Genomic DNA, 24,035 nt, shown 5'->3' on the forward strand with positions numbered 1-24,035 from the left:
GATCGGTTCACCGCCCCTGCAGGGAGCGGGCCTTATACAGGGTTTCATCCGGCGTCCAAGACGATGCGTTGCACGCTGATGCGGGGCTCGCGGTGCGCTCAGGCCGACACCGCAACAGCGCTTTCGGCGAACGGCTGCGCGCGAACGGCGTGCCAGTCGCACTCCTCGAGCCCGGCAGCCGCGAAGGGGTCGATCAGCGTGCCCGAGACGATTGAGGCCAGCAGCGCCGGTGCCGGCGGGATGCGTGCGATCGTCGCCACCAGCCGGTCGCGCAGCCAGGCAAGGGCTGTCGAATCCGACTGGTAGAAGGGTGTGAAGGCCAGCGACAGCAATTGGAACAGTGCCATATGATTGCGCCTTGCGCGGCCATAGGCGGCAAGTGCTGCATCGATGTTGTCGGTCACCGACAACGCATGGGCAAGGGTCGCGGCATCGATCAGCGCCATGTTTGCGCCCTGCCCCAGTTGCGGGCTGGTCGAATGCGCACTGTCGCCGACGAAGGCGACGCGGCCCGACACGGGCGGGCGCATGGTGCGGTGGGCATAGCGCGCCAGCGTCAGCTGGTCCCAATCATCGATTTGGTCGAGCAGGGGCGCGCAATCCGGCCAGTAGCCGCGAATGCCCGCCTTCCATCTGTTGAGGCCCGCCATCTTCACGGCGTCGGCATCGCAGACCTTGACGCTCCAGAAGAAGGCAACATGGTCGCGCGCTGCCGGCCGTGCCCGGCCCGCCGGCAGAATGCCGATCATCACCTTGGCGCGGTCGTAGCACTGTGTCAGCGCGTTTCGGTCATGGGTCAGGCCGTCACTGTCGAGCGTCGCCCAAAAGGCGCCATAGGCAAGCTCGCGCACACCGGGCGCCGTCGTTGCCCCCGCCGCAATTGTCGAGCGCGCGCCAGTCGCGTCGATGACGAGATCATAGCATCCGGTTTCCCGGCCGGAGGCATCCACCAGCACCGCCTTTGCACCAAGGGTCGTGGCGGCTGCAAGCGTCACCCCGGTGTGAACAGGGATGCCGGCCGCCGCGACGGCATCGTGCAGCACCCCGAACAGCGCCGCGCGCTGCACCGCCAGTCCGAAACGGCCGCCCGAAAGTGCGTCATAGCGCACGTCGAGCACGGTGCGGCCGCTCGTCGCGTCGGCGCCGTGCAGCCGGTCGATGCGGCTGCCGAGCGTCATCATCGCCGGCAGCAGCCCGAGCGCGTCGAGCGCCGTCAGCCCGGTCGGCTGCAACATCAGCCCGGAGCCGACAGGCGAGGCTTCCGCGAAACGTTCCAGAATTTCAACGCGGTGGCCCTGCCGGGAAAGCATGAGCGCTAAGGCAAGCCCCGCCGGCCCGGCGCCGGCAATGCCGATATCGAGTCTCTTCATACGGTCAGCAATAGCCGCTCACGGCGCCCCGTCATAGGTGTCGCGGGCCGTGCGGATTGCCGCATGGTTGGCAAGCGACCAGTCGACGAAATGCTTCAGCAATTCCAGGAGTGAGCGCCCGAGATCGGTCAGCGCATATTCCACGCTCGGCGGCTGCGTCGGAAAGACCGTGCGGCTGATATAGCCGTCGCGCTGCAGGTCGCGCAGCGTCTGCGTCAGCATGCGCTGGGAAATATCCGGGATCAGCCGCCTGAGCCCGGAAAACCTTAAAGGCCCGTCGGCCAAGGACAGGATCATCAGCGAATTCCACTTGCCGCCGATATTGTCCATGACATCGCGCACCGGACAGTTCTCGACATCCATCGGCACGCCGCAGACCATCGCCACGCGCTTGCCCTTCACATCACAGGTCAGCTTGTTCATGCCAGCCTGCCCATCTCGGTTTGCTCATCTCGGTTTGCTCATTGGGGGGGACGGTACCCTTTGTGTAACCACAGCAGAAAAAACTGCCTCCTTTACAGCTCTTACCAGATTACTAGATTAGAGCAACTATCAAAAAGAGACCTACAATCAGCATGGATGCTCTACACGGGGCAAATCGGCTGACATCACAGAGAAGAAGGAAAAGTTCATGTCCGAAACATTGCTCGTGACCGGCGCCACCGGCCAGCTCGGCAAGCTCGTGCTTGATGCGCTGCTGGCATCCGGCAAGGTCGAGCCGGCCAACATCATCGCCACCAGCCGCGACACGACAAAGCTCTCCGACTATGTCGGCAAGGGCGTGCAGGCACGCGTCGCCGACTTCGACGATCCGGCCTCGCTCGACGCGGCTTTTGCCGGCGCCGACCGCATCCTGATCATTTCCACCGACGCGCTCGACCAGCCGGGCAAGCGCCTGCGTCAGCATCTGGCTGCCGTCGCGGCCGCGAAGAAAGCCGGCGCCAAGCACATTCTCTACACCTCGATGCCGAATCCGGAGACCTCGGTCATTCCGTTTGCGCCTGATCATCTCGGCACCGAAAACGCCATCAAGGCGACCGGCATCCCCTACACGATCCTGCGCAACGGCTGGTACATGGAAAACCTGTTCATGGCGTTGCCGCATGCGCTTGAAACCGGACAGTGGTACTCGTCCTCGGGCAAGGGCCGCCTCGCCCACCTCGCTCGCGCCGATGCGGCACAAGCCGCCGCAGCCGCCCTGCTTTCCGCCGGCAATGAAAGCCGCGTTTACACGCTGACCGGCCCGGAGCTGCGCTCGACCGACGAGATCGCCGCTCTCGTCTCCAAGGCGGCCGGCAAGCCGCTCGATGTCGTGCACATTTCCGACGACGCGCTGGCCGGCGGGTTGAAGGGGGCGGGCCTGCCCGACTTCCTCATCCCGATCGTCGTCTCCTTCGACGCCAACACCCGCGAGGGCCATATCGACATGGTGACAAGCGACGTGACGACCCTGACCGGCGCTACCCCGCTGCCGCTCGCCGCCTTCCTCGAAGCCAGCAAGGCAAGACTTGCCGGCTGAGCGGTCGCCATTGAAACGAAGAGGGCCGGCAAATGCCGGCTCTCAATCTGTCGACAACCCATCGCCTGCAGACTTTTCGCAGGGTCTGTCGAGCTTCGCCCCGTCTATCGTATGGCTTCCACCGGTGAGGCATCTGCCCGCACCGCTATTTCGGCCAGAGCGAGCGCGCTGACACCCGCGATAAAGAACCCCGCCGACAGGTTAAGCGTCGAACCATCGTAAAAGGCGCCCATCGCGATCGCGAACAGGGTGGCGACAAGGCTCGATCCGGAGGCGATCAGCGACGCCCCCAGCCCCGCAACCTGTCCAAGCGAGCGCATTGCCATGGCGTTCAGGTTGCCGAACAGCACCCCGATCGCGAAGAACGCCGCAAAGCCGAGCACCATCAGCACAGTCAGTGGCGGCCGCCCGCCCCAGAAGGTTGACGCTGCCAACATCACCAGTCCCGCCGCCGCCAGGCCAACAAAGCCGGAGCGCGCCATGGTCTCCGCGCCAAAGCGTTGCACGAGCTTCGCATTGAGGAACGAGGCAAGTCCGATCCCTGCCGCCAGCATCGCAAAATACAACGGGAAGGTTTGTCCGATCCCATAGGCATCAAAGAAGAGATCGGCCGCCGTGCTGAGATAGAGGAGCTGCGCACCGAAGACGAGCCCGGTCGCCACGATCAGCAGCGTCACGCGCCGGTTTGACAGGATACGCCGCCCGTTCAGCAGGAGAAATCTCGGGCGAAAGGGAATGCGCTTGGCGGCGGGCAATGTTTCCGGTTGCCGCATGACCAGCCATAGCCCGAGAAGGCCTGCCACCCCGAGATAGACCGCGAAGACGCTGCGCCAGCCTCCGATGGCAATGATGCCCTGCGCCAAGGCAGGAGCCAGCATCGGCACGAGAATGAAGAGCGTGAACATGAACGACATGACGCGGGCCATCGCATCGCCCTCGAACTGGTCGCGGATCATCGCCCGTGTGGCGATCTTCGGCCCTGAAACCCCGATCCCCTGAAGAAACCGGCCGAAGATCACCATTTCGAGTGATCCAGCCGCCATGGCGACGACCGTTCCGAGCGCATAGACGCCAAGGCCGAGAACCAGCGCCTTCTTTCGTCCCATCGCGTCGGAGAGCGGCCCCAGCAGCAACTCTCCGAACGCCATGCCAAGGATGAAAAGGGAAATGATGTGCTGGGTGGAGAGTGGCGGCACAACGCCGACATCAGCCCCAATCTGACGCAACCCCGGCAACAGCGCGTCGATGCTGATGGAGGTCAGCGAGGTCAGAAGGGCATAGAGAGCGATGCGCTCGCGGAAACTGGTGGGAGATGTCATTGGCCGCACACAAGGGAAAAGATAGGCTCGACCTATAGCAGTCCTGCCGCAAAATGCGCGCGCCAGTCGCAAGACCGTCCACAAAACTTTGTTCTTTTGCCGCTGATATTTGCGACAGACATGGTCCCGAAAATTCAGCACCGCCTGCGGGATTTCTGCCGCGCTTAGAAATTGAGGTGTGAAACATCCACCAGGCTGACAACCGCCCGATTTTGTCGCAAGGACGCTGTAAGCGAAAGCTTCACCGACCGGTTTTCAGGGCGCAGCGACTGCATGCCTCCGTAAATCGAAATCGATTTATGGAGAAAATTATCCAGCAATTTTAAAATGTTACAGCGCCGAGCGGCGCTGCCGGAATGAGCATTCCGCCGCAGGCAGGCTCTGTGCCCGCCAGCCGCCTCATCCGGCAGCCCGGTCTGCAGCGGCGTCGGGCGTCGCGGGCAACCGGTCAGGTCAAACCGTCTGGCCGCAGGCGCGGCGGAAGCGGCGCACGGTTTCGGCCATGCCGTATTCCAGCGCATCCGCCGTCAAGCCGTGGCCGATCGACACTTCGGCCAGGTTCGGGATGTGCTTGGCAAGCAGCGGCAGGTTGGCGACCGTCAGGTCGTGCCCGGCATTGACCTCGAGCCCGAGGCTGGCGGCGATTTCCGCCGTGCGGCCGAGTTCGGCGGCGATCTTTTCCGCCTTCTCCGGGTCGTCATAGCAGCCGCCATAGGGGCCGGTATAAAGCTCGATGCGGTCGGCGCCGGTTTCCTTGGCGATGCGCAGCGCCTCCGCGTCCTCGTCGCCGTCGGCAAACAGCGAAACGCGAAAGCCCTTCTTCTTCAGCCGGCCGACGACATTGCCCAGAAGATTGTGGTTCTTACGAAAGTCCCAGCCGTGGTCCGAGGTCGCCTGCGCCGGATCATCAGGCACCAGCGTCACCTGCTCCGGCTCATGGCTTTCGACGAGGCGCAGAAATTCCTCGTTCGGGTAGCCTTCCATGTTGAATTCGGTCGAAGCGAATTCGTCGTCGATGAGATCACGGATCGGCTGCAGGTCGGAAAAGCGCACATGGCGCTGGTCGGGGCGCGGATGCACCGTCAGCCCGCTTGCGCCGGCTTCGAGAGCGATGCGGCCGAGCGCGGTGACGGACGGCCAGGGAAGATCGCGCCGGTTGCGCAGCATGGCAACGGCATTCAGATTCACGGACAGTTTTGCGGGCATGTCGGAACTTTCCAGAGGCGGGCAATGTCAATGCAATCTTCTACTGCATAATTGCAAAAACCGAAAACGGTTTGAGGCAGGATTATGCAGCAATTCCAAAGAGTACGTCCGCCGACAAAAGTCGGCTCCCGACACCGCTCGTTTGTCAGCCGTGTCTTGGGGAAACCTTGACATTGGTGAGGTCTGACATGCAAGGCGTCCCATCCGGCCCTGTGGATCAAGGCAGCAACCAGCGCGGATGCTGCCCGTTCCGGGCCGAAAATGTCGCGCCGCTACGTTCTGCCACAGGGGAAGGACGCAATTCCTGCGTTTATTTCAGATAAAACTCAAGTTTAGAGACGAGCACTCCTGACAACACCTTTTTTTGGGCCTAAATTTCCGAATCATATCGAAGTGCGGCAGTCTGCCCTTCGATCACATTCATAAAGTTTCGCGGCAAATGAACCTGGAGCAACAACCGATGACGACGGTCGAAAGACCCTGCGACGAGACGATACGGCAAAACCTTCGCCGTATCCTCGAGAGCAAGGCTTTCGCGCGTTCCGAACGCCTGCGCGCCTTTCTCGCCTATGTCGTCGAAAAAGAGATGATCGGCGAAGGCCCCCAGTTGAAGGGCTATTCGATCGCCATCGACGTCTTCGATCGCCCTCAGGCGTTCAATGCCGACAGCGACCCGCTGGTGCGGGTGCATGCGGGCAAGCTGCGCAAATTGCTCAAGGCCTATTACGAGACCGACGGCGCCGAAGACGAATGGCACCTGATCATTCCGAAAGGCACCTATGTCCCGGAATACAGCCGTCAGCCGATCGACGCGGCCAGCCCCGCCGAACCGCGGGCCCGCCAGCCGAAGCTGACGAGGAAGCGCCTTCCCGGCCAGAAATCGGCCTGGCCGCCGGCACCGTTGTCATCGCCGCTCGCCGTCCTGTCCGTGCTGCCGCTGCTCTTGTTTGCGCCCCTGCCCTCGCCGGAGATGACGCTGGACATCGATGCACAGGCGAAGCTCTTCAACGGCCGCCATTCGACCGAGCGCGTCCTGCCCTCCGTCAACGTCACCATATCCGGCGACCAGAACAGCGATGTCAAAGCCTTCGCCACCGCCCTTCGCACCGCCGCCCAGCGCCACAAGACGCTGGCGCGCGCGACCGACGGCGACACCGGGCGACCGGTATCGCGCAATGCGGCGCTGTCGTTTTCGCTGGATCTGACTTGGTACGATGCGCCCGCAGCCGGTGTGCGCGTGACCCTCAAGCATGACGGCGAAGGCGTGCCGCTGCGGCAGGATTTCATCACCCTCGAACGGCTGAAGAGCGAACCGGACCTGCTGTTTGAAAGCATGTCGCTGGCATCCGAACTGTTTTCGCTCGATGGCGATATCTACACCCATGCGAGCGAGGAACAGATCCAGAGCCCGCTGATGGATTGCATGACGGCGACCGCTCAGTATCGCAAGCTTTTGACGCGCGGCAGCTTCGAGCGGGCCTGGTCCTGCCAGCAAAGTCTGGCACCGCTGCGCGGCGATGAGCCTCTGTTCATCCTCAGCGCGAAGAGCCCGCTCCGGGTCATCGGCCACTGACGCAAGCCACGGTTCTCTCGGCCGAAGAGGCCCAGCCGCCACGGCTCAGACCAGCGTTCCCCCTGCAATATTAAGGACTATTCATATATGCGATTCGCGTATACGGTGTAGTCATGCGTTGGGAATTGGTGCCTGGTTGCTCGTCAGGCAAGCACAATTGTCAGCAGTAACCGCGCCCTTCGCGCGGTGTGCCCCAGCCGAGCAGCAGGCGCTATCGTCGACGAACGGCGGTGGCCTCGGAGCGTGGATTGGTTCCGCTCCGGTTGCACCGCACGGTCGCGGCAGGTTCCGGATGCCTGCGGCATAATCCCGTAAATCGGCAGCGATATCGGGATCAATTATGCAGCAAATCGAAGCGTGACGGCCGCCTTCGCGCCCTGAAGGAGCGCCAAGGCACCGTCAACCGGGGACAATCGATATGCCGCGAGACTACTGGAAATACGAGGGCGTGCTGGCGGCGCCCGAGCGTGTCGGCTACCTGCCCAAACTGCCGCTTCCTCACCACGATCCCTCCAGTCCGCTTGCAATCGCCGATATGGCCGATGCTTTCGGCGTCACCCACCGCACCCTGCATTTCTATGAGGAGAAGGGCCTGCTGATCGCCGCCCGCATGGGGCCGATGCGGGTCTATGGTCCGGACCATATCCGGCGCATGGCCGTCATCAACGCCTGCCGCGAAATCGACATGCCGATCGCGGCCATCCAGGAGCTGCTCTCAAGTCTCGCCGGTGCAGACGACCAGATTGAGGCCGAACGGCTGTTCAAGGAAGCGTTGCTGTCGCGACGCCGCGAACTGGCCGCCCAGCAATCCAACCTGCGCCGCCAGATGCAACGCATCGCCGAACTGCTGGAAAGCGAGGCCGGATATGGCGAGGCCTCGCCCAACGACGGCGAACACGTGCATCTCTCGCCTCTCGAAAGCGAATGCCTCACCTTCATGGCCGAAGGCTATCCCGCCTCACGCATCGCCCGGCTGATGGAGATGGACCTGGCGGCCGCCCTCACGCTCGAGGCAGGAATCATCCGCAAGTTCAGCGCCCACAACCGCTTCCAGGCCATCGCCAAGGCGGTGCTATCCGGCATGATCGCCGCGGAGTAACCGCAGGCATCTTTCTTCGCGCCGGCGCGGTTTTCTCGCCTTCATCCCTGTGCTCGCCGCAGGGATGAAGCAGTGCCGCGTCTGCGGTGCGACCAAGGTCAAAAAATCTCCGGCCATCGGTGGCGGGGTCAATTCGGGCGCAATTCCCCCTGGTTCATCAACAATGTGATGTTCTCAGCACCACGCTCATGTTACGAGGCGCTCAAACAACGTAAATGAGATACCCCGATGCTTCCCTGGATCCAGCTAGACCGCGCAACCATTCCCGGTGACGGCGACGAGTTGCGCTTGAAGCAGCGCGGCAGCGAATTTTCCATCATGCTTGGCTCGACGGAATTGATGAACAGCCGGCTGAGCGGCTCGGAAGAGGCACTGGCGACACTGAGCTGCGAGCGGATCGCAGGCCGGAAAAACGCCAGCATGCTGATCGGCGGCCTCGGCATGGGGTTTACGTTGCGCGCCGCACTCGGCGCGCTGCCGGACGATGCCCGGGTCGTGGTCGCAGAACTCGTGCCCGCCGTCGTCGAGTGGGCGCGTGGTCCCATGGTGGATCTCCACAAGGGCACGCTCGAGGATCCACGGGTCGATATCCACATCGGTGATGTCGGCGCGCTGATCCGCTCGAAGACGGCCGCTTACGATGCCATCCTGCTTGATGTCGACAATGGCCCCGATGGGCTGACACGCGCCTCCAACGACAGCCTCTATGACCACACCGGCCTTCGTGCAGCCAAAGCGGCCCTGCGCGCGAACGGCGTCCTTGCCGTCTGGTCATCCGCGCCGGATAGCGCCTTTACACGCCGATTGCGCGAGGTCGGCTTTGCCACCGACGAGGTGAATGTGCGTGCCAACGGCAAACGCGGTGGCGCCCGCCATGTCCTGTGGATGGCGACCAAACGGTAGAAAACCTGTTCAGCGACCAGCTTTTGGTTTGCCAAGACGCCATTGCGGTCGACTGCTACATTTTGCGGAACGCGCGGCTTGAGACCGAGATCGGGTTGTCGTTTGGGTCCTTCGCGTTGGCGAACTGATAGCCGTCTGCCTGGTGGATCGCTCCGAACACCAGCCCTTCGGCAGCGCTACGCTCGCAGAAGGCCCCGACATCCCTGACATCGAATACCAGCTTGACCAGCGACTGGCCGCGTCGCTGTCCCTTGGCCGCCGGGTGGATCATCAGGCTGGCGCCGCCCTCCCCTGAGATCAGCTCGATGATCCGGTCGCCCGCCTCACGGGATGCCCGAAAGCCGAAGTGCTTCTCGTAAAAGCGAACGGTTGCCTCAACGTCGTGCGCGTAAAGGATGATCCTGTTGATCGGCACTCTGGTCTCCTTGCCATCGAAGGCTCAGCACCCGCCGGCCGTCAGCGAACGATCGTCAGGCGTTCGGCGGCACGGGTGATCGCGGTATAAAGCCAGCGTTCACGGGTATCGCGGAAGGCCCAGCTTTCGTCGAACAGCACGACATTGTTCCACTGCGAGCCCTGCGCCTTGTGCACCGTCAGCGCATAGCCGAAGTCGAACTCGTCGTAGCGCTTGCGCGTCGACCAGGGGATTTCGCCCTCGACCTCTTCGAAGGCCGCCTTCAACAGCTTGATCTTGGCCGCACCGCGGTCCATGTCGTCGTCTTCCGGGCGGATCATCAGGTTGATGCCCGGCTTCACCGTTTCCTTCGACGAGCTCATGACCTGCCAGAGCGAGCCGTTGAGCAGCCCCTTGGCCGGGTCGTTGCGCAGGCAGACCAGCTTGTCGCCGGATTGCGGATATTCGCTGGTAAAGCCCTTGAGTTCGCGAAGCCGCTGGTTGTAGCGCCGCCGGGTCTTGTTGGTGCCGACCAGCACCTGGTCGGCCTCCAGCACCAGCTCCTGGTTGACCTGCCCGCGGCCGATCACATGCGTGGTGCCGTAGTCGCCATGCATGATCTCGTTGCCCTCGCGCACCTGCATCGCCAGCCGGATGATCGGGTTGTCGCGCGCCTGGCGATGGATGTCAGTGAGCAGGTAGTCCGGCTCCTGGTTGGTGAAATAGCCGCCGCCGGTGACCGGCGGCAACTGGCCGGGGTCGCCCAGAACCAGGATCGGCGTGCCGAAGCTCATCAGGTCCTTGCCGAGCGCTTCGTCGACCATCGAGCATTCGTCGACGATGATCAGCGCCGCCTTGGCGACCGGGCTTTGCCGGTTGATGGAAAACATCGGCGCGATCGAGGTCTTGCCAGTCTCCTCGTCGGAAACCTCCTCCTCGCCGCGCGGCCGGTAGATCAGCGAATGGATGGTCTTGGCGTTGCTGGCCCCCTTGGAGCGCAGCACCTGGGCGGCCTTGCCGGTAAAGGCGGCAAACAGCACATCGCCATCCACATGCTCGGCGAAATGGCGCGCAAGCGTCGTCTTGCCCGTGCCGGCATAACCGAACAGCCGGAAGAGCTGCGAGCGACCTTCCTTAAGCCATTGCGAAACGGCCTTGAGGGCCTCGTCCTGTTGCGGTGCAAATTGCATGACGCGAAGTGTCAGGATTCGGGGCGCACAAGCAAGCCCGGATTTCGGGTCGTCAAACCGCGACGACCGCCCGGCGCCGGCCGTCTTGGCACCCTCCATCGTGAAATCCTCACCAGATCAAGGCGATATCGCCGATCTATCGGGCGCGAGGATGCTCAGCGCCGCTGCGCAATGGCGCACGCCATGTCACGGGATTGCGTCTCCCAACCAGTCAGCCTCCCGCCAAGTCCGCTGTGGCACTTTCTTGCCCTGTGGCCTGCCTGCCGCTTGAATGCCCGCGCGCAATGCTGCTAACGAGCGGTTGCAGGCGTCTCGATCCCGAGACGGCCCGCGCCATCCTGATCAGGCAGGCATGAACGCGCCAGCCGACTGAGGCAATGCCGGAGAATGCGCTTGAAGCCCGACCAGCCCGCCACGCCCTCGTCTTCTCAAGTCGTCGGCATCGGCCGCCTTGCAGCGGCGCTGCAATGGCTGCTGCTCACGCTGGTCTCCGTCGTCTTTACGGTGGTCCTCGAGCTGATCGGCATCCCCGCCGGCTTGCTGATGGGGCCGATGCTGGCGGCGGTGCTCTTCGGCATGAACGGCTGCACCATCCGCCTGCCCAAGCAGATGTTCTTCTGCGTGCAGTTCATTCTTGCAATGATGATCGCCGGCGCGATGACACCCGGCATGCTCGGCACCTTTTCCGGCAATTGGCCGCTGTTCCTCGGCGTCATTCTCTCCGTCATCGCCGTCAGCACGCTGTGCGGCTGGGTGATCACCCGCATGCGCATCCTGCCGGGCACGACGGCGATCTGGGGCTCGTCGGCGGGTGCCGCCTCCACCATGCTGCTGATGGCGGATGCCTATGGCGCCGATGCGCGCCTGGTCGCCTTCATGCAGTATCTGCGCGTCATCTTCGTTGCCAGCACCGCAACGATGGTCGCCCATCTCTGGGTGACCGGCGCGGCGGCGGAAACCGCGATCGTCTGGTTCGAGCCGGTCTCCGCATTGCCGTTCCTGGCAACGCTTGCCGTCGGGCTCGGTGCGGCCTTTGCGGGCCGGATGCTGCGTGTGCCGGCCGGCGCCTTCCTGCTGCCGTTCCTCGTCGGCGCCGCCCTCAATGTCAGCGGCGTCATGACCACCGAGCTGCCGCAATGGCTGCTGGCGCTCTGTTACGCGCTGCTCGGCTGGAACATCGGCCTCGGCTTCACCCGCTCCATCCTTGCCCATGCGCGCCGCGCGCTGGTGCCGACGGTGATCTCGATCGTCGTGCTGATCTCGTTTTCCGGCCTGCTTGCCCTGCTCCTGATCAAGGTCGCCGACATCGACCCGCTGACCGCCTATCTTGCCACCAGCCCGGGCGGGCTCGATTCGATCGCGGTGATCGCCGCCTCGAGCAATGTCGACCTCTCCTTCGTCATGGCGCTGCAGAGCGCCCGCCTGATGATCATCACCATGATCGGCCCGGCGCTCGCCCGCTTCGTCGCTGATCGCGCCTGAACGCGGTTCAGCTCGTCTGCGTCGGCGCTTGAGAAATTTGTGACGATGCAACACATCCGGGAATAATCCCCGCCCTCTCCGTGTCTCATGTCAGGATCCGCGCGCCTGCGCGCTCCGCTGCAGCGCCGCGCGTCAAAGATCACGCGCAAAGGACGCTGAGGAATGATGCAGTAGAAACAACTTGAGGAAGGAAAGCTCCCATGAGAACGTTACCCCTAGCGATTGCCATTTCCCTTGTCGCCGGCGCCGCCTTTGCGGCACCTCCGGTCAAGACGGTGGAAACGGCAAAGGGCAATGTGCTGGCCGCAGCAAACGGCATGACGCTTTACACCTACAAGGACGACAAGGGCGGCGTTTCCAGTTGCTATGACGAATGCGCGAAGAACTGGCCGCCGTTCATGGTCGAAGGCGATGCGGCGGCCGAAGGCGCCTTTACGATCGTCGAGCGCAAGGATGGAGCCAAGCAGTGGGCAAAGGACGGCATGCCGCTCTACTTCTTTATCAAGGACGCGAAGATGGGTGACATTACCGGAGACGGCTTGAAGGGCGAATGGGATGTCGTCAAGCCGTGACGGCGCAAATGCGGATGCGGGGGAGCATGACCCCGCATCCGACCGGTTCGAGGAGGACGTGCTGGCGCTGATGCCGGCGCTCCGGCGCTATTCGCGCAGCCTCGTGCGCTCGGATCCGGACGGTGAGGACCTGCTGCAGGATTGTGTCGAGAAGGTTCTGGCGCGCCGCGCCCAGTGGCGTGGCGTCAACCTGCGCGCCTGGGCCTTCACCATCATGACCAATCTCAGCCGCAACCGGCACCGGCACACGGCGCTGCACCCGCAGGTCGAGCTCGACGACGATCTCGGCCTGCAGGCCGAAACCCATGAGAGCGATCCGCTCGAACGCTCGCGGCTGGAACGGGCGCTGAACGGCCTTTCGACGGAAAACCGCTCGGTGCTGATGCTCGTGGTGATCGAGGGATACCGATACCAGGATGTGGCCGACATGCTGGCCATTCCGATCGGCACGGTGATGTCGCGCCTGTCGCGAGCGCGCCACCAGCTTGCCGAAGCGATGAAGGACGACAACGTGATCAGCATGCGGAGACCGAAATGACGGACGAATTGAACACCGTCTCCGACGACGACCTCCACGCCTATGTCGATGGCTTCCTGAGCGAGGCGGACCGGGCGCGGGTCGAGTTATGGCTTGGGCGCAACCCCGCGCGCGCCGAGGAAGTCCGTCAATGGCAGGGCCAGGCAACCGAGCTTCGTGCCATGTTCTCCACCTATGCCCGCAGCGACGAGCGCGACCGGACGCTGCTTTCAGGCGCGAGCGGCAGGCAGGCTGCCCTTCCTTCGGGCAATCGATGGAATGCGAGCCTTGGTGGCCGTATTGCCGCCGGTCTGCTGCTCTTTGCCGCCGGCGCCCTCACCGGGCTTTATGCCCCGCATATCCTCGCCCCCGGACGCCCTGAACAGGTGGCCCAGGTGGGTGAAAGCCTGCCGCGGCAGGCGCAATCGGCCTTCCTGATTTATGCAAGCGAGGTGCGCCACGCCGTCGAGGTCGGGCCGGACCAGCAGACCCACCTTGCCACCTGGCTCGGCAAGCGGCTCGATCATCCGCTCAACATCCCCGACCTGTCGAAGCTCGGTTTTTCGCTCGTCGGCGGCCGGCTTCTGCCGGTCAACGGCAAGGCGGGCGCGCTGTTCATGTATGAGGACGCGAGCGGCCAGCGGCTGACGGTGCTTCTCGGCCGCAACCCCGACAACCGCGAAACGAGCTTCCGCATCGACAGCAGCGGCGGCGTCGAAACCTTCTACTGGATCGACGGGCCGATCGGCTACGCCGTCACCGGCGAAGTGCCGCGCGCGCTTTTGCAGAAGGTCGCCGACGAATGCTACCGCCAGTTCGAGAAGACTGCGGCGTCTTGAACGCCGTTCCCTCGCCGGCGTCTCTCAAGATTGGGTGCTACCTTCAGCGCACGTCGTGTTCGGTCAACGGCTTGAGCCTTCAGGGACACCTGTAATAAATCCGCCCGTATGCATCGACAGCCTGCACGCAGCCGGGGGCGTAGACTGCTGCACCGACCGCAGCTCCCGCGGCGACGGTCCGGCGCGTCGTCCGGCGCGCCACTCCAGCGTAGCTTACCGGCGTCAGCGGGCGTCCGACACGGGCCTGGGCTTCGGAGATGAAAGAGCCGGTCCCAATTGTCGGAAGATCGCCCAAGAGCATCATGGCAATACCGCCTGCCAGGGCGGCGAGTCTCGTGCGGCGGGTCATTGGTTCGCTCCTTCTGGAACTTCGTCGATATGGGGCATCGCCTTCGCATCCACCTGCTTGCTGTCGGCCGGCGGTGCGAACGAGAAATCATCCTTCGCCCCTCCACTCCAGGAATTGATGACGAGCGTATACTGCGGCGCAGCCCCCACGGCCTTGGAGGTGATGACATACTTGCAGGGAATTGGTTCTGGCCCGGTGCGCACCCACAACTGCCAGTCCGTATCCGCGTTGCGGAAGGCGAGGTGCTCGCACTCCACTCCGCCAACCACGCCGGTGCCTATATGCTTGGCATCGATGACGCCGGCATTGAGCGCATCGTAGACGTTCGACAGAATCAGGTCGGCTCCGGGCAACGCATGGCCGTCTGCTTCAAGCTTCGAAACCAGATCGTCGATCGTCCCCGGCACATCGGTCTGCATAAAGACTTTGGCGTCCTTCGCGTGAATAGTCATCTGCTTGCCGTCGAAAAACATCTCGATATCGGCGAAACCGCCTGTGCGGGCGGCATGCACCTTGTCCGGGCGGCTGACGGAAACCTGACCCGAACTCGCGAACTGAACCTTCTGCATTTCGGGCGTCACAACCTCAATGTCGGAGTTGAAGGTTGCAGTGAAGGCCTGCTGCTTCGCCAGGTAATCCGACATGGATTTAAGAATGGCGCGGGCATCATCCTCCGCATGCGCAGCAGGCACGAACAGTGCCAAGGCGAGTATTCCTGTGGCTAGTCGACTTTCGGATCTCATGTCTTCCTCCGCTATTGATACGACCTGAATGGACTCAATCGCTGGGACTTTGCACGGATGGTCTTGAACAACTTGCTGGTCAGGAGGGATGTTGGGACGGCCGGCGCCGCATCGCGCAATTCTTTTGGATGTGATCGGCCGGCGACCTCATCCTCGCATTTGATCATCGTTGACAAAGCCGCGTTCGCCAACATCTTTTCCTTGCCATGGCTCAAGCGCCGGATTGCATTGGCTTCTTTCTTCCCTAGCAGAGGCTATCGGAGGCATGCCCTGGGCCGCGTAGCGCCCTTGACGTTGCAGTCATCGATGACTGCGCTGCTCGTCCCGTCTTGGCGTCGAGCCAACAACTGCCCGGCACAATCACCGCAGCGGATCGTTCTCAATGAGGATCGGCTTTCCGTGCGGGGTCGCTTCGGCCGCGCGCTGCCAGCTCTTCGTCAGGGTGTCCAGCTGACCGTTGGAGGTGATCGAAAGCTCGGTGACGAGCCGCGACAGCGCCGACACCCAGCAATCGAAATAATCGCTGGCATCGGCCTTGCGGCCGGGCTTGTAGAGTTCGGCCGAAAGCGCCTCTGCCCATTCGCTCCAGGAAAAGACGCCCTTTTCGTGCAGCCGCACGGTCATCGCGAAGACGGAAGCCTGCCACGGCTCGGCAAAGACCGGATCGCCCTCGGGCGATTTCGGCAGCTCGGCGGAAGCGGTAAGCGGCGATGTCGTCTTACAGGTGCTCAAGATAACTCTCCCAGGCATCGATCGAGACGATCAGCGTCGGATCGGCGCCCTCGCCCCAGATCTCGTCGCCGTCGAACACCACGGTATAGAGCCACTGCGCATTCTCGCCCCGGCCATGGGCGTTATCGTCAGGGAAGACGAAGGAGCCCTGCACCGCCTCGATCGTGCCGACCTTGGCGCGCGCATAGCGCGGCAGCCGCGTATGGGTCGTCGGATTGAAGTTTTTGGTGCGCACCCGCTCGCCGACGACGAAGCGCGGGCGCGCATCGACCGGCCGGTCGCAAGGCCCGCCCTTGGCAAGGGCCGCCGGCACCATATCGGCCTTCAGCACGCGCTTGGGCTCGGCGCCTTTTTCGAGCATGTGGCCGCCGTCGAGCTCGGCCTGGGTGACGAAGCCGTGCCGTTTCAACAGCGCTTCCAGCGCCCGCGTCCAGATCTCGTAATAGCTCGCCGAAAGGTAGGTCGCCGGCGGCAGGCATTCGCGCGCGTGCCGGCTCTCGTCGATCGTCCAGGCACCGAAAGCGCCGCAGGAGAGCGTCACGCCGAGCGCCCGCTTTTCCCATTCGGCGTGAAAATAGGGCTCGTTCGTCTCGGGCGCGACCGGACCCAGCCCATGCTGCCCGCCGAGATCGTGCGGGCCGTTCATCGCTGCGTCTCCGGAGAAAGCGCAAGCCCGGTGCCGATCATCGAGTCGCGGGTCACGAGGTCGGCAAGCTCCTCCTCGCTGAGACCATCGGTCCCCGCTGGCCGCTCGGGCACCACGAGATAGCGCAACTCCGCCGTCGAATCCCACACGCGGATGCGCCTGCCCTCGGAGAGCGTCAGCCCGAATTCCGCAAGCACACCGCGCGGGTCGATGACCGCGCGCGAACGATAGGGCGGCGCCTTGTACCAGACCGGCGGTAGGCCGAGCACCGACCAAGGATAACAGGAGCAGAGGGTGCAGACGACGAGATTGTGCGTGTCTGCCGTGTTGAACACGGCGCGCATGTGCTCGCCCTGCCGGCCGGTATAGCCGAGGCTGGCGATCGCCGCCGTCGCGTCGCGCTTCAGCCACTCGGCGAAATCGGGATCCACCCAGGCCTTCGCCACCACCCGGGCGCCGTTGCGCGGGCCGATCTTCGTCTCGTAAGTCTCGACGATGGCATCGATCGCCGCCGGATCGATCAACCCCTTTTCCGTCAACACGGTCTCCAGCGCCTTCACCCGCGCTTCCATGTCGGTAAAATGGTTGTCGTGATGATGATCGCCGTGATCGTGGTCATGCCCGTGGTCATGCGCAGACATTCCGTGGCTCCTCTGCCGGAAACGCCGTTACAGCGCCGCGCGTCTAACATTGCGCATCAAGGACGCCGTAACACATTAAACTTGCTGTATAATTCTATCCGTCATTCGACGCCGACTTGAAGAATTGGGCACTAGTCCTACCGCATAAACGGAAAAACCGGAATCGTTTTCGCTATTTTAGCATCGGCCAGAGGCTGACGACGAGCAGCACCGCCATGGTGATATTGAACCATTTGAGCCGTGCCGGCTCCGACAGCCATTGGCGCAGGACCGAGCCGAAGCCGGCCCAGGTCGAAACGCTCGGGAAGTTGACGAGCGCGAAGACGAGTCCGACGACGAGAACGCTGAAGAGATAGCTTGCGCTATCGGTATAGGTCGCCATCGCCGAGACGGCCATGACCCAGGCCTTCGGGTTGACCCATTGGAAGGCGGCCGCCTGCAGGAAGGTCATCGGGCTCGCACCGGCCGTGCCTTCGCCAAGCGAGCGCGAGGTGCCGATCTTCCAGGCGATCCAGACGAGATAGGCGCCGCCGGCAAACTTCAGCGCGGTGTAGAGAAGCGGAACGGAATGCAAGAGCGCCCCGAGGCCGAAGCCGACGGCGATCAGCAGCACGAAGAAGCCGGCACCGATGCCGAGCATATGCGGGATGGTCCGCGTAAAGCCGAAATTCACGCCCGAGGCAAAGAGCATCATGTTGTTCGGTCCCGGTGTGATCGACGTCGTGAACGCGAACAGAAACAGCGCCAGGAGTGTGTCGGCTTGCATGGTCTTCCTCCGATTGAATTAGGTCAACATAGCTGACCTAATTCCCGCAACCAGCCCGGAATTGTCACGGTGACAACATCAGGCAACCACGAGCCCGATAGAGTTAAACAGGAGCGAATACCCCCCGCACCTTGGCAAGCAGGTCGCGAGGGGCAGCGCCATCAAAGCATCTTCTTACCAGCCGGTTGCCTATTCGGGCTCTTGTCCTGCCGCTCACGCGTGTAGAAGTTTCCCCCCGGCTTCCTGTTTCCGTCGGCGACTTCGACCGCTTGTGACTTGCCCTGATTTACGACAACGTCCGTGTCGTTGAACGACACGGACGGGGACGTTGCGGCCAGCGCCGATCCCGCCAGTGCGATCGACGTCAACGCTGCTATGATCACCTTGTTCATTTCCATCTCCTCGGTTCATCGAGAATGCTCGCTCGCGAGCAGCGTGCCACGGTTGTAGACACCACGTCGCGGTGTACGCTCCGAGGGGGGGGGACGTGACATACGGCATCTGCCGTATTTCGGCGCCGGTGTCGGTGGAGAAGCCGGCCATGGTTAGGAATTTGTTGACGCCGCATCATGGCGGACGATCGCAACAAACTGGCCAAATCCAGCGAGCGGTCTAAATTGCAGGAGGCCCGGCCGATTCCGGTTCGAGCCGTCTCGATCGGTCGTTTACGAGGAAGTCCGCGATGCATGATCCGATACCGACGACCACCCTGCCCGACGGACGCTCCGTCCCGGTTCTCGGCCAGGGCACCTGGCGCATGGGCGACGAACGTTCGCGCGCCGCAGACGAGGTGAAGAGCCTGCAGGCCGGGCTCGACCTCGGCATGACGCTGATCGACACCGCCGAAATGTACGGAAACGGCGCCTCGGAGCACATCGTCGGCGAAGCCGTGCGCGGCCGGCGCGACGACGCCTTCATCGTCAGCAAGGTGCTGCCGTCCAACGCCAGCCGGATCGGCACCGAGGCCGCCTGCGAGCGCAGCCTGAAACATCTCGGCATCGACCATATCGATCTCTATCTGCTGCATTGGCGCGGCGGCTATCCGCTCGCCGAAACGGTGGCCGCATTCGAAGCGTTGAAGAAGGCCGGCAAGATCGGCGCCTGGGGCGTTTCCAACTTCGATGTCGACGACATGGAAGAGTTACTGGCGGTTCCTGGCGGCAGACACGTCGCCGCCAACCAGGTGCTCTACAACCTCTGTCGCCGCGGCATCGAATACGATCTCCTGCCCTGGTGCCAAAAGCGCGGCGTCGCGATCATGGCCTACTCGCCGCTCGACGAGGGTCGATTGCTGCGCAATCCGGACCTGGTCCACATCGCAAAAGCGCATCAGGCAACCCCGGCGCAGATCGCGCTCGCCTTCCTCAAAACCCGCCCCGGCGTGATCTCGATCCCCAAGACCGGATCGGCGACACGCGCCCGCGAAAACCGCGACGCGATGGACATCCACCTGACGCCTGAAAACCTCACCGCCCTCGACAACGCCTTCCCGCCGCCGAAGCGCAAGCGGTCGTTGGAGATGATTTGAGGAGAAAAGCAGAAAAATCGACGGCTGCAGTCAGGGCTCCGCCCGCCCCTCATCCGGCCTGCCGGCCACCTTCTCCCCGCCTGCGGGGAGAAGGATAGACGCGGCAAACTCGAGGTCGCTACCCCCTCTCCCCGCTTGCGGGGAGAGGGCTGGGGGGAGGCGCACCCCCACCCGCCTGGCTCAGATAAAGGTCACCCCCTACCCGCTGACCGAAAATCACATGCCCTGCGGCCCGCGGTTCATCGCGGCGATGCCGGTGCGGCAGACTTCGATGAGGCCGAGCGGCTTCATGATGGCGATGAACTGTTCGATCTTCGAGGGCTTGCCGGTGATCTCGAACACGAAGTGATCGATATTGGCATCGATGACCGAGGCGCGGAAGGCATCGGCCAACCGTAGGGCCTCGACACGATGGTCGCCCGAGCCATGCACCTTGACGAGCGCCAGTTCGCGCTCGACCGGGCGGTCGTGGCCAAGCGTGCCGGCGCGCACGGTCAGATCGACGACGCGGTGCACCGGAACCAGCCGCTCGAGTTGGTTCTTGATCTGGTCGAGCACGTGCGGCGTGCCGCGCGTGACGATGGTGATGCGCGAGAGATGCGCCTCATGTTCCGTTTCCGAAACGGTCAGGCTCTCGATGTTGTAGCCGCGGCCGGAAAACAGGCCGATGACCCGGGCGAGAACGCCCGGTTCGTTGTCGACGAGAACCGAAAGCGTATGCGTTTCGGCGACCTCGGTTTCCTTGGCGATGAAATAGGCGGAACCGGTCGGTTGAAGGTGTGCGCTCATTGTCTTGTTTCCTGTCCCTATCTCAAACCAGCTGGCGGCCCTTGGCGTCGATCGCGTTGGCGACCGCTTCGTCGGTGGCTTCGTCCGGCAACAGCATCTCGTTGTGGGCCTTGCCCGATGGGATCATCGGGAAGCAGTTGGCGAGGTTGGCAACGCGGCAATCGAAGATGACGGGTGCCGGCGTGTCGATCATCTGGCGGATCGCAGCGTCGAGTTCGCCCGGCTTGTCGCAGCGGATGCCGACGCCGCCATAGGCTTCGGCCAGCTTGACGAAATCAGGCATCGCCTCGGTGTAGGAGTGCGACAGGCGGTTGCCGTGCAGCAGCTGCTGCCACTGGCGCACCATGCCCATGTACTGATTGTTGAGGATGAAGATCTTGACCGGCAGGCCGTACTGAACCGCGCAGGACATTTCCTGGATGCACATCTGGATCGAGGCGTCGCCGGCGATGTCGACGACGAGGGCGTCGGGATGGGCGACCTGGACGCCGATGGCGGCCGGGAAACCGTAACCCATGGTGCCGAGACCACCCGAGGTCATCCAGCGGTTCGGCTGCTCGAAGCCGAAGAACTGGGCGGCCCACATCTGATGCTGGCCGACCTCGGTGGTGATGTAGGTATCGCGGCCCTTGCTCAGCTCATAGAGCCGCTGGATCGCGTATTGCGGCATGATGACGTCGTCGTTGGCCGCATAGGCCAGCGAGTTGCGCGCACGCCACTTGACGATGCCTTCCCACCAATCGGCCAGCCGCGTCTTGTCGTCGGCCTTCTTGGCCGCGCGCCACAGCCGAACCATGTCTTCCAGAACCGAGCCGACATCGCCGAGGATCGGCACGTCGACGCGAACGTTCTTGTTGATCGATGACGGATCGATGTCGATGTGGATCTTCTTGGAGTTGGGCGAAAAGGCGTTGAGGCGGCCGGTGATGCGGTCGTCGAAGCGCGCGCCGATGCAGACCATGACGTCGCAGTCATGCATCGCCATATTGGCTTCGTAGGTGCCGTGCATGCCCAGCATGCCGAGCCAGTTCTTGCCGGAGGCCGGATAGGCGCCCAACCCCATCAGCGTCGAGGTGATCGGGAAGTCGGTGAGCTCGACCAGTTCGCGCAGCAGGTGCGAGGCTTGCGGGCCGGAATTGACGACACCGCCGCCGGAATAGATGATCGGACGGCGGGCCGTCTTCATCAGTTCGACGGCTTCCTCGATCTTCTTCAGGTCGCCCTGCGTCTTCGGCTGGTAGCTCGTCTGGGCCGGAACGGCGGACGGCGGCGTGTAGGTGCCGGTCGCAAACTGCACGTCCTTCGGGATGTCGACAACGACCGGGCCCGGACGGCCGGACTGGGCGATGCGGAACGCCTCATGGATGATGCGGGCGAGATCGTTGACGTCGCGAACCAGCCAGTTGTGCTTGGTGCACGGCCGGGTGATGCCGATCGTGTCGCATTCCTGGAAAGCATCCGAGCCGATCAGCGAGGTCGGAACCTGGCCGGAGATGCAGACGAGCGGGATGGAATCCATCAGTGCGTCCTGCAGCGGCGTGACCGCATTGGTCGCACCGGGACCGGAGGTAACCAGCATGACGCCGACCTTGCCGGTGGAGCGGGCATAACCTTCGGCCATGTGGCCGGCGCCCTGCTCGTGGCGAACGAGGATGTGCTGGATATCCTCCTGCTGGTGGATCTCGTCGTAGATCGGAAGCACGGCGCCACCGGGATAGCCGAAGATATGCTCGACGCCGTTGTCCCTCAGTGCCTGGAGAACGATCTCCGCGCCTGTCATCTGGTTCTCTGTACCGCTCATTGACTTGCTTCCGTCCCTTTTCCCAGTTGGGTGCTTAGCTTGTTTGGAGGCATAAAAAAAGGCCCCGTCAGGAGCCTCGTTTAGCGCATGGGTGGCTACCGCCGGATGGTTACACCATCCTGCCCATGCGCCGTCCCACCACAAGAATAACCGCAAAATTTATCATGGGACGATTTGATAAACACAAAAGCCGGGAGCGTCAACGCCTTTTCGGAACCGCCGCGCATGACGGCACCCGGCGCCGAAGCGAGCGTGCATCGTCGGGATGCGCGCGCCTGCGACGTCTGTTCGCACGCAGCGTCGGGCCGCGCCACTTGAAACCTTGCGCGGCTCCTCCACTTTCCTTACTGCATGTTTCCTTAAATCGTACCGGATTTAAGGAAACATGCAGCACTTCAAAGTGCTACAGCGACCTTTACGCGTCTGATAAGACGCGCGGCGCTGTAGAGCGGGATGAGGAAAAGTGTATGCGGTTTTCCGCCCGCATCCCGCTCGAACTTATGAGAAGCGATCACGTTTATGATCTTGGGTCGATCCGACCCAAGATCATCGTGATCTAAGAATGTTGCCAACGCTACGAACATGGGAGCCCTGCTGCATCATCCCGAAACGGGCATCGATCGAAGGACATGCAGAAAGCCAAACGTTACAGCGACCTGCTGGCCACAGATATTTCAACAGAGCACATCGCCCTGCTGTTCGTCCGCGGTGACCGGCAGCGTTGAGAGTGTCGAGGGCCTCCTCTTCGTTTTCTCGATGAAGGGAGATGGAAATGGCAAAGGTCGTTTGCGTCCTCTACGACGATCCGGTCGAGGGATATCCCACAAGTTACGCGCGGGATGGGCTGCCGAAACTCGAGCGCTACCCCGGCGGCCAGGCGCTTCCCACGCCCAAGGCCATCGATTTTCAGCCGGGAACTCTGCTGGGCAGCGTCTCCGGTGAACTGGGCCTGAGGCCGTTTCTCGAAAGCCTGGGACACAGCCTGGTCGTCACCGCCGACAAGGACGGTCCCGACAGCGTCTTCGAACGCGAGCTCGTCGACGCCGAGATCGTGATCTCGCAACCCTTCTGGCCGGCCTACCTGACCGCCGAAAGGATCGCCAAGGCGAGCAAGCTGAAACTCGCGATCACCGCCGGCATCGGCTCGGATCACGTCGATCTCCAGGCCGCGATCGACCGCGGCATCACCGTCGCGGAAGTGACCTACTGCAACTCGATCAGCGTGTCCGAACACGTGGTCATGATGATCCTCAGCCTGGCGCGCAACTATATCCCCTCCTACCAATGGGTCGTCAAAGGCGGCTGGAACATCGCCGATTGCGTCGCCCGCTCCTATGACATCGAGGGCATGGAGATCGGCACGGTCGGTGCCGGGCGGATCGGCAGCGCCGTGCTTCGCCGGCTGAAGCCGTTCGACGTCAAGCTGCATTATACCGACCGCCACCGGCTGCCCGACGCGGTCGAGAAGGAACTCGGCGTTGTCTTCCACAAGACGGCGGCGGAGATGGTGCCCGTCTGCGATGTCGTCACCATCAACGCGCCGCTCCACCCGGAGACGGAAGACCTCTTCGACGAAGCGATGATCGCCAGGATGAAGCGCGGTGCCTATCTGGTGAACACGGCTCGCGGCAAGATCTGCAACCGCGACGCCGTCGCGCGGGCACTCGAGACCGGCCAACTTGCCGGCTATGCCGGTGACGTGTGGTTCCCGCAGCCACCGCCGAAGGACCATGCCTGGCGGTCGATGCCGCACCACGGCATGACGCCCCATATTTCGGGATCGTCGCTGTCCGCCCAGGCGCGTTACGCCGCAGGCACGCGGGAGATCCTGGAATGCTGGTTCGAAGGCAGGCCGATCCGCGAGGACTATCTGATCGTCGCCGGCGGCAAGCTCGCCGGCACCGGCGCGCACTCCTATAGCGCGGGCGATGCGACGCGAGGGTCTGAAGAGGCGGAGCGCTTCAAGGGCTGAGAGCGGCCGGTTGTCTTGGGCGCTCCCAGCCGGTCCGACAGGCTGCACCAGGCCATGCTTGCCATCGCCATGGAAACAAAGCCGA

Annotated in this window: 25 protein-coding genes; 10 read left to right on the forward strand and 15 right to left on the reverse strand. The window is 63.1% G+C overall.

What is annotated here, in order from left to right; translation table 11 throughout:
- Nucleotides 1-98: 98 nt before the first annotated feature.
- A complete protein-coding gene (locus BC363_RS00650; protein ID WP_065786875.1) occupies nt 99-1,370 on the reverse strand; it encodes an NAD(P)/FAD-dependent oxidoreductase in 1,272 nt (423 codons plus the stop codon).
- 18 nt (nt 1,371-1,388) lie between these two features.
- Entirely contained in the window at nt 1,389-1,793 is a 405-nt protein-coding gene (locus BC363_RS00655) for a helix-turn-helix domain-containing protein (RefSeq protein WP_065786874.1), read from the reverse strand.
- 208 nt (nt 1,794-2,001) lie between these two features.
- Here BC363_RS00655 and BC363_RS00660 point away from each other — a divergent pair, with 208 nt between their 5' ends.
- Nucleotides 2,002-2,889: an SDR family oxidoreductase gene (locus tag BC363_RS00660; RefSeq protein ID WP_065786873.1), complete on the forward strand. Its 888-nt coding sequence runs from the start codon at nt 2,002-2,004 to the stop codon at nt 2,887-2,889.
- Between the two features lie 104 nt (nt 2,890-2,993).
- On the opposite strand, the gene BC363_RS00665 is transcribed toward BC363_RS00660, so the two are convergent.
- Both BC363_RS00665 and BC363_RS00670 read right to left on the reverse strand, forming a co-directional pair.
- Nucleotides 2,994-4,208 carry a multidrug effflux MFS transporter gene (locus BC363_RS00665; protein WP_065786872.1) on the reverse strand — a complete coding sequence of 405 codons (1,215 nt, stop codon included), beginning with the start codon at nt 4,206-4,208 and terminating at the stop codon, nt 2,994-2,996.
- A gap of 453 nt (nt 4,209-4,661) precedes the next feature.
- On the reverse strand, nt 4,662-5,414 hold the full coding sequence (locus BC363_RS00670; RefSeq protein ID WP_065786871.1) for a pyridoxine 5'-phosphate synthase: 753 nt from the start codon (nt 5,412-5,414) through the stop codon (nt 4,662-4,664).
- A 460-nt stretch (nt 5,415-5,874) separates the two neighbouring features.
- Here BC363_RS00670 and BC363_RS00675 point away from each other — a divergent pair, with 460 nt between their 5' ends.
- The 3 genes from BC363_RS00675 to BC363_RS00685 all read left to right on the forward strand — a co-directional run bounded on the left by BC363_RS00675 (nt 5,875) and on the right by BC363_RS00685 (nt 8,989).
- Nucleotides 5,875-6,987 (forward strand): hypothetical protein, encoded by a 1,113-nt coding sequence (locus BC363_RS00675; RefSeq protein WP_065786870.1) that lies wholly within the window; start codon nt 5,875-5,877, stop codon nt 6,985-6,987.
- Nucleotides 6,988-7,405: 418 nt separating this feature from the next.
- The gene (locus tag BC363_RS00680; protein ID WP_065786869.1) at nt 7,406-8,086 is read left to right on the forward strand and encodes a MerR family transcriptional regulator; all 681 of its coding nucleotides are present in this window, start codon (nt 7,406-7,408) and stop codon (nt 8,084-8,086) included.
- A 228-nt stretch (nt 8,087-8,314) separates the two neighbouring features.
- The gene (locus BC363_RS00685; RefSeq protein WP_065786868.1) at nt 8,315-8,989 is read left to right on the forward strand and encodes an MnmC family methyltransferase; all 675 of its coding nucleotides are present in this window, start codon (nt 8,315-8,317) and stop codon (nt 8,987-8,989) included.
- 55 nt (nt 8,990-9,044) lie between these two features.
- Here BC363_RS00685 and BC363_RS00690 read toward each other — a convergent pair whose 3' ends face one another.
- Both BC363_RS00690 and BC363_RS00695 read right to left on the reverse strand, forming a co-directional pair.
- Nucleotides 9,045-9,404 (reverse strand): VOC family protein, encoded by a 360-nt coding sequence (locus BC363_RS00690; protein WP_065786867.1) that lies wholly within the window; start codon nt 9,402-9,404, stop codon nt 9,045-9,047.
- Between the two features lie 41 nt (nt 9,405-9,445).
- On the reverse strand, nt 9,446-10,573 hold the full coding sequence (locus BC363_RS00695; protein WP_065787029.1) for an ATP-dependent RecD-like DNA helicase: 1,128 nt from the start codon (nt 10,571-10,573) through the stop codon (nt 9,446-9,448).
- 393 nt (nt 10,574-10,966) lie between these two features.
- Between BC363_RS00695 and BC363_RS00700 the strand changes: the two genes are divergently transcribed.
- The 4 genes from BC363_RS00700 (at nt 10,967) to BC363_RS00715 (ending at nt 13,983) form a co-directional block, all read left to right on the forward strand.
- On the forward strand, nt 10,967-12,055 hold the full coding sequence (locus tag BC363_RS00700; protein WP_065786866.1) for an AbrB family transcriptional regulator: 1,089 nt from the start codon (nt 10,967-10,969) through the stop codon (nt 12,053-12,055).
- A gap of 200 nt (nt 12,056-12,255) precedes the next feature.
- Nucleotides 12,256-12,627, forward strand: a complete 372-nt coding sequence (locus BC363_RS00705; protein ID WP_065786865.1) for a hypothetical protein — start codon at nt 12,256-12,258, stop codon at nt 12,625-12,627.
- Complete coding sequence (locus tag BC363_RS00710; RefSeq protein ID WP_065786864.1) at nt 12,611-13,165, forward strand: RNA polymerase sigma factor; 555 nt, start codon at nt 12,611-12,613, stop codon at nt 13,163-13,165. Before BC363_RS00705 ends, BC363_RS00710 begins: the two co-directional genes overlap by 17 nt.
- Nucleotides 13,162-13,983, forward strand: coding sequence for an anti-sigma factor (locus BC363_RS00715; RefSeq protein WP_065786863.1), 822 nt, complete (start codon nt 13,162-13,164; stop codon nt 13,981-13,983). Before BC363_RS00710 ends, BC363_RS00715 begins: the two co-directional genes overlap by 4 nt.
- Before the next feature lie 79 nt (nt 13,984-14,062).
- Here the strand turns inward: BC363_RS00715 and BC363_RS35735 are convergent, their stop codons facing one another.
- The 7 genes from BC363_RS35735 to BC363_RS00755 all read right to left on the reverse strand — a co-directional run bounded on the left by BC363_RS35735 (nt 14,063) and on the right by BC363_RS00755 (nt 18,252).
- Complete coding sequence (locus BC363_RS35735) at nt 14,063-14,287, reverse strand: hypothetical protein (protein WP_083223755.1); 225 nt, start codon at nt 14,285-14,287, stop codon at nt 14,063-14,065.
- A gap of 41 nt (nt 14,288-14,328) precedes the next feature.
- Nucleotides 14,329-15,036, reverse strand: coding sequence for a DUF2092 domain-containing protein (locus tag BC363_RS00725; protein WP_244512650.1), 708 nt, complete (start codon nt 15,034-15,036; stop codon nt 14,329-14,331).
- A gap of 399 nt (nt 15,037-15,435) precedes the next feature.
- On the reverse strand, nt 15,436-15,807 hold the full coding sequence (locus BC363_RS00735) for a nitrile hydratase accessory protein (RefSeq protein WP_065786859.1): 372 nt from the start codon (nt 15,805-15,807) through the stop codon (nt 15,436-15,438).
- Nucleotides 15,794-16,453, reverse strand: coding sequence for a nitrile hydratase subunit beta (gene nthB / locus BC363_RS00740; protein ID WP_065786858.1), 660 nt, complete (start codon nt 16,451-16,453; stop codon nt 15,794-15,796). Before nthB ends, BC363_RS00735 begins: the two co-directional genes overlap by 14 nt.
- The gene (gene nthA / locus BC363_RS00745; RefSeq protein ID WP_065786857.1) at nt 16,450-17,094 is read right to left on the reverse strand and encodes a nitrile hydratase subunit alpha; all 645 of its coding nucleotides are present in this window, start codon (nt 17,092-17,094) and stop codon (nt 16,450-16,452) included. The genes nthB and nthA overlap by 4 nt, the downstream gene beginning before the upstream one ends.
- A 172-nt stretch (nt 17,095-17,266) precedes the next feature.
- Entirely contained in the window at nt 17,267-17,860 is a 594-nt protein-coding gene (locus BC363_RS00750; protein ID WP_065786856.1) for a LysE family translocator, read from the reverse strand.
- 161 nt (nt 17,861-18,021) lie between these two features.
- A complete protein-coding gene (locus BC363_RS00755) occupies nt 18,022-18,252 on the reverse strand; it encodes a hypothetical protein (RefSeq protein ID WP_065786855.1) in 231 nt (76 codons plus the stop codon).
- Nucleotides 18,253-18,542: 290 nt separating this feature from the next.
- Between BC363_RS00755 and BC363_RS00760 the strand changes: the two genes are divergently transcribed.
- Nucleotides 18,543-19,388, forward strand: a complete 846-nt coding sequence (locus BC363_RS00760; protein ID WP_065786854.1) for an aldo/keto reductase — start codon at nt 18,543-18,545, stop codon at nt 19,386-19,388.
- 216 nt (nt 19,389-19,604) lie between these two features.
- Here the strand turns inward: BC363_RS00760 and ilvN are convergent, their stop codons facing one another.
- Nucleotides 19,605-20,177 (reverse strand): acetolactate synthase small subunit, encoded by a 573-nt coding sequence (ilvN, locus tag BC363_RS00765; RefSeq protein WP_065786853.1) that lies wholly within the window; start codon nt 20,175-20,177, stop codon nt 19,605-19,607.
- Between the two features lie 22 nt (nt 20,178-20,199).
- Entirely contained in the window at nt 20,200-21,978 is a 1,779-nt protein-coding gene (locus BC363_RS00770) for an acetolactate synthase 3 large subunit (protein ID WP_065786852.1), read from the reverse strand.
- Nucleotides 21,979-22,750: 772 nt separating this feature from the next.
- Between BC363_RS00770 and BC363_RS00775 the strand changes: the two genes are divergently transcribed.
- On the forward strand, nt 22,751-23,950 hold the full coding sequence (locus BC363_RS00775; protein WP_065786851.1) for an NAD-dependent formate dehydrogenase: 1,200 nt from the start codon (nt 22,751-22,753) through the stop codon (nt 23,948-23,950).
- Nucleotides 23,951-24,035: the final 85 nt, after the last annotated feature.

The sequence above is a fragment of the Ensifer sp. LC384 genome (assembly GCF_001695865.1).
In the GTDB taxonomy this organism is placed as follows: domain Bacteria; phylum Pseudomonadota; class Alphaproteobacteria; order Rhizobiales; family Rhizobiaceae; genus Ensifer.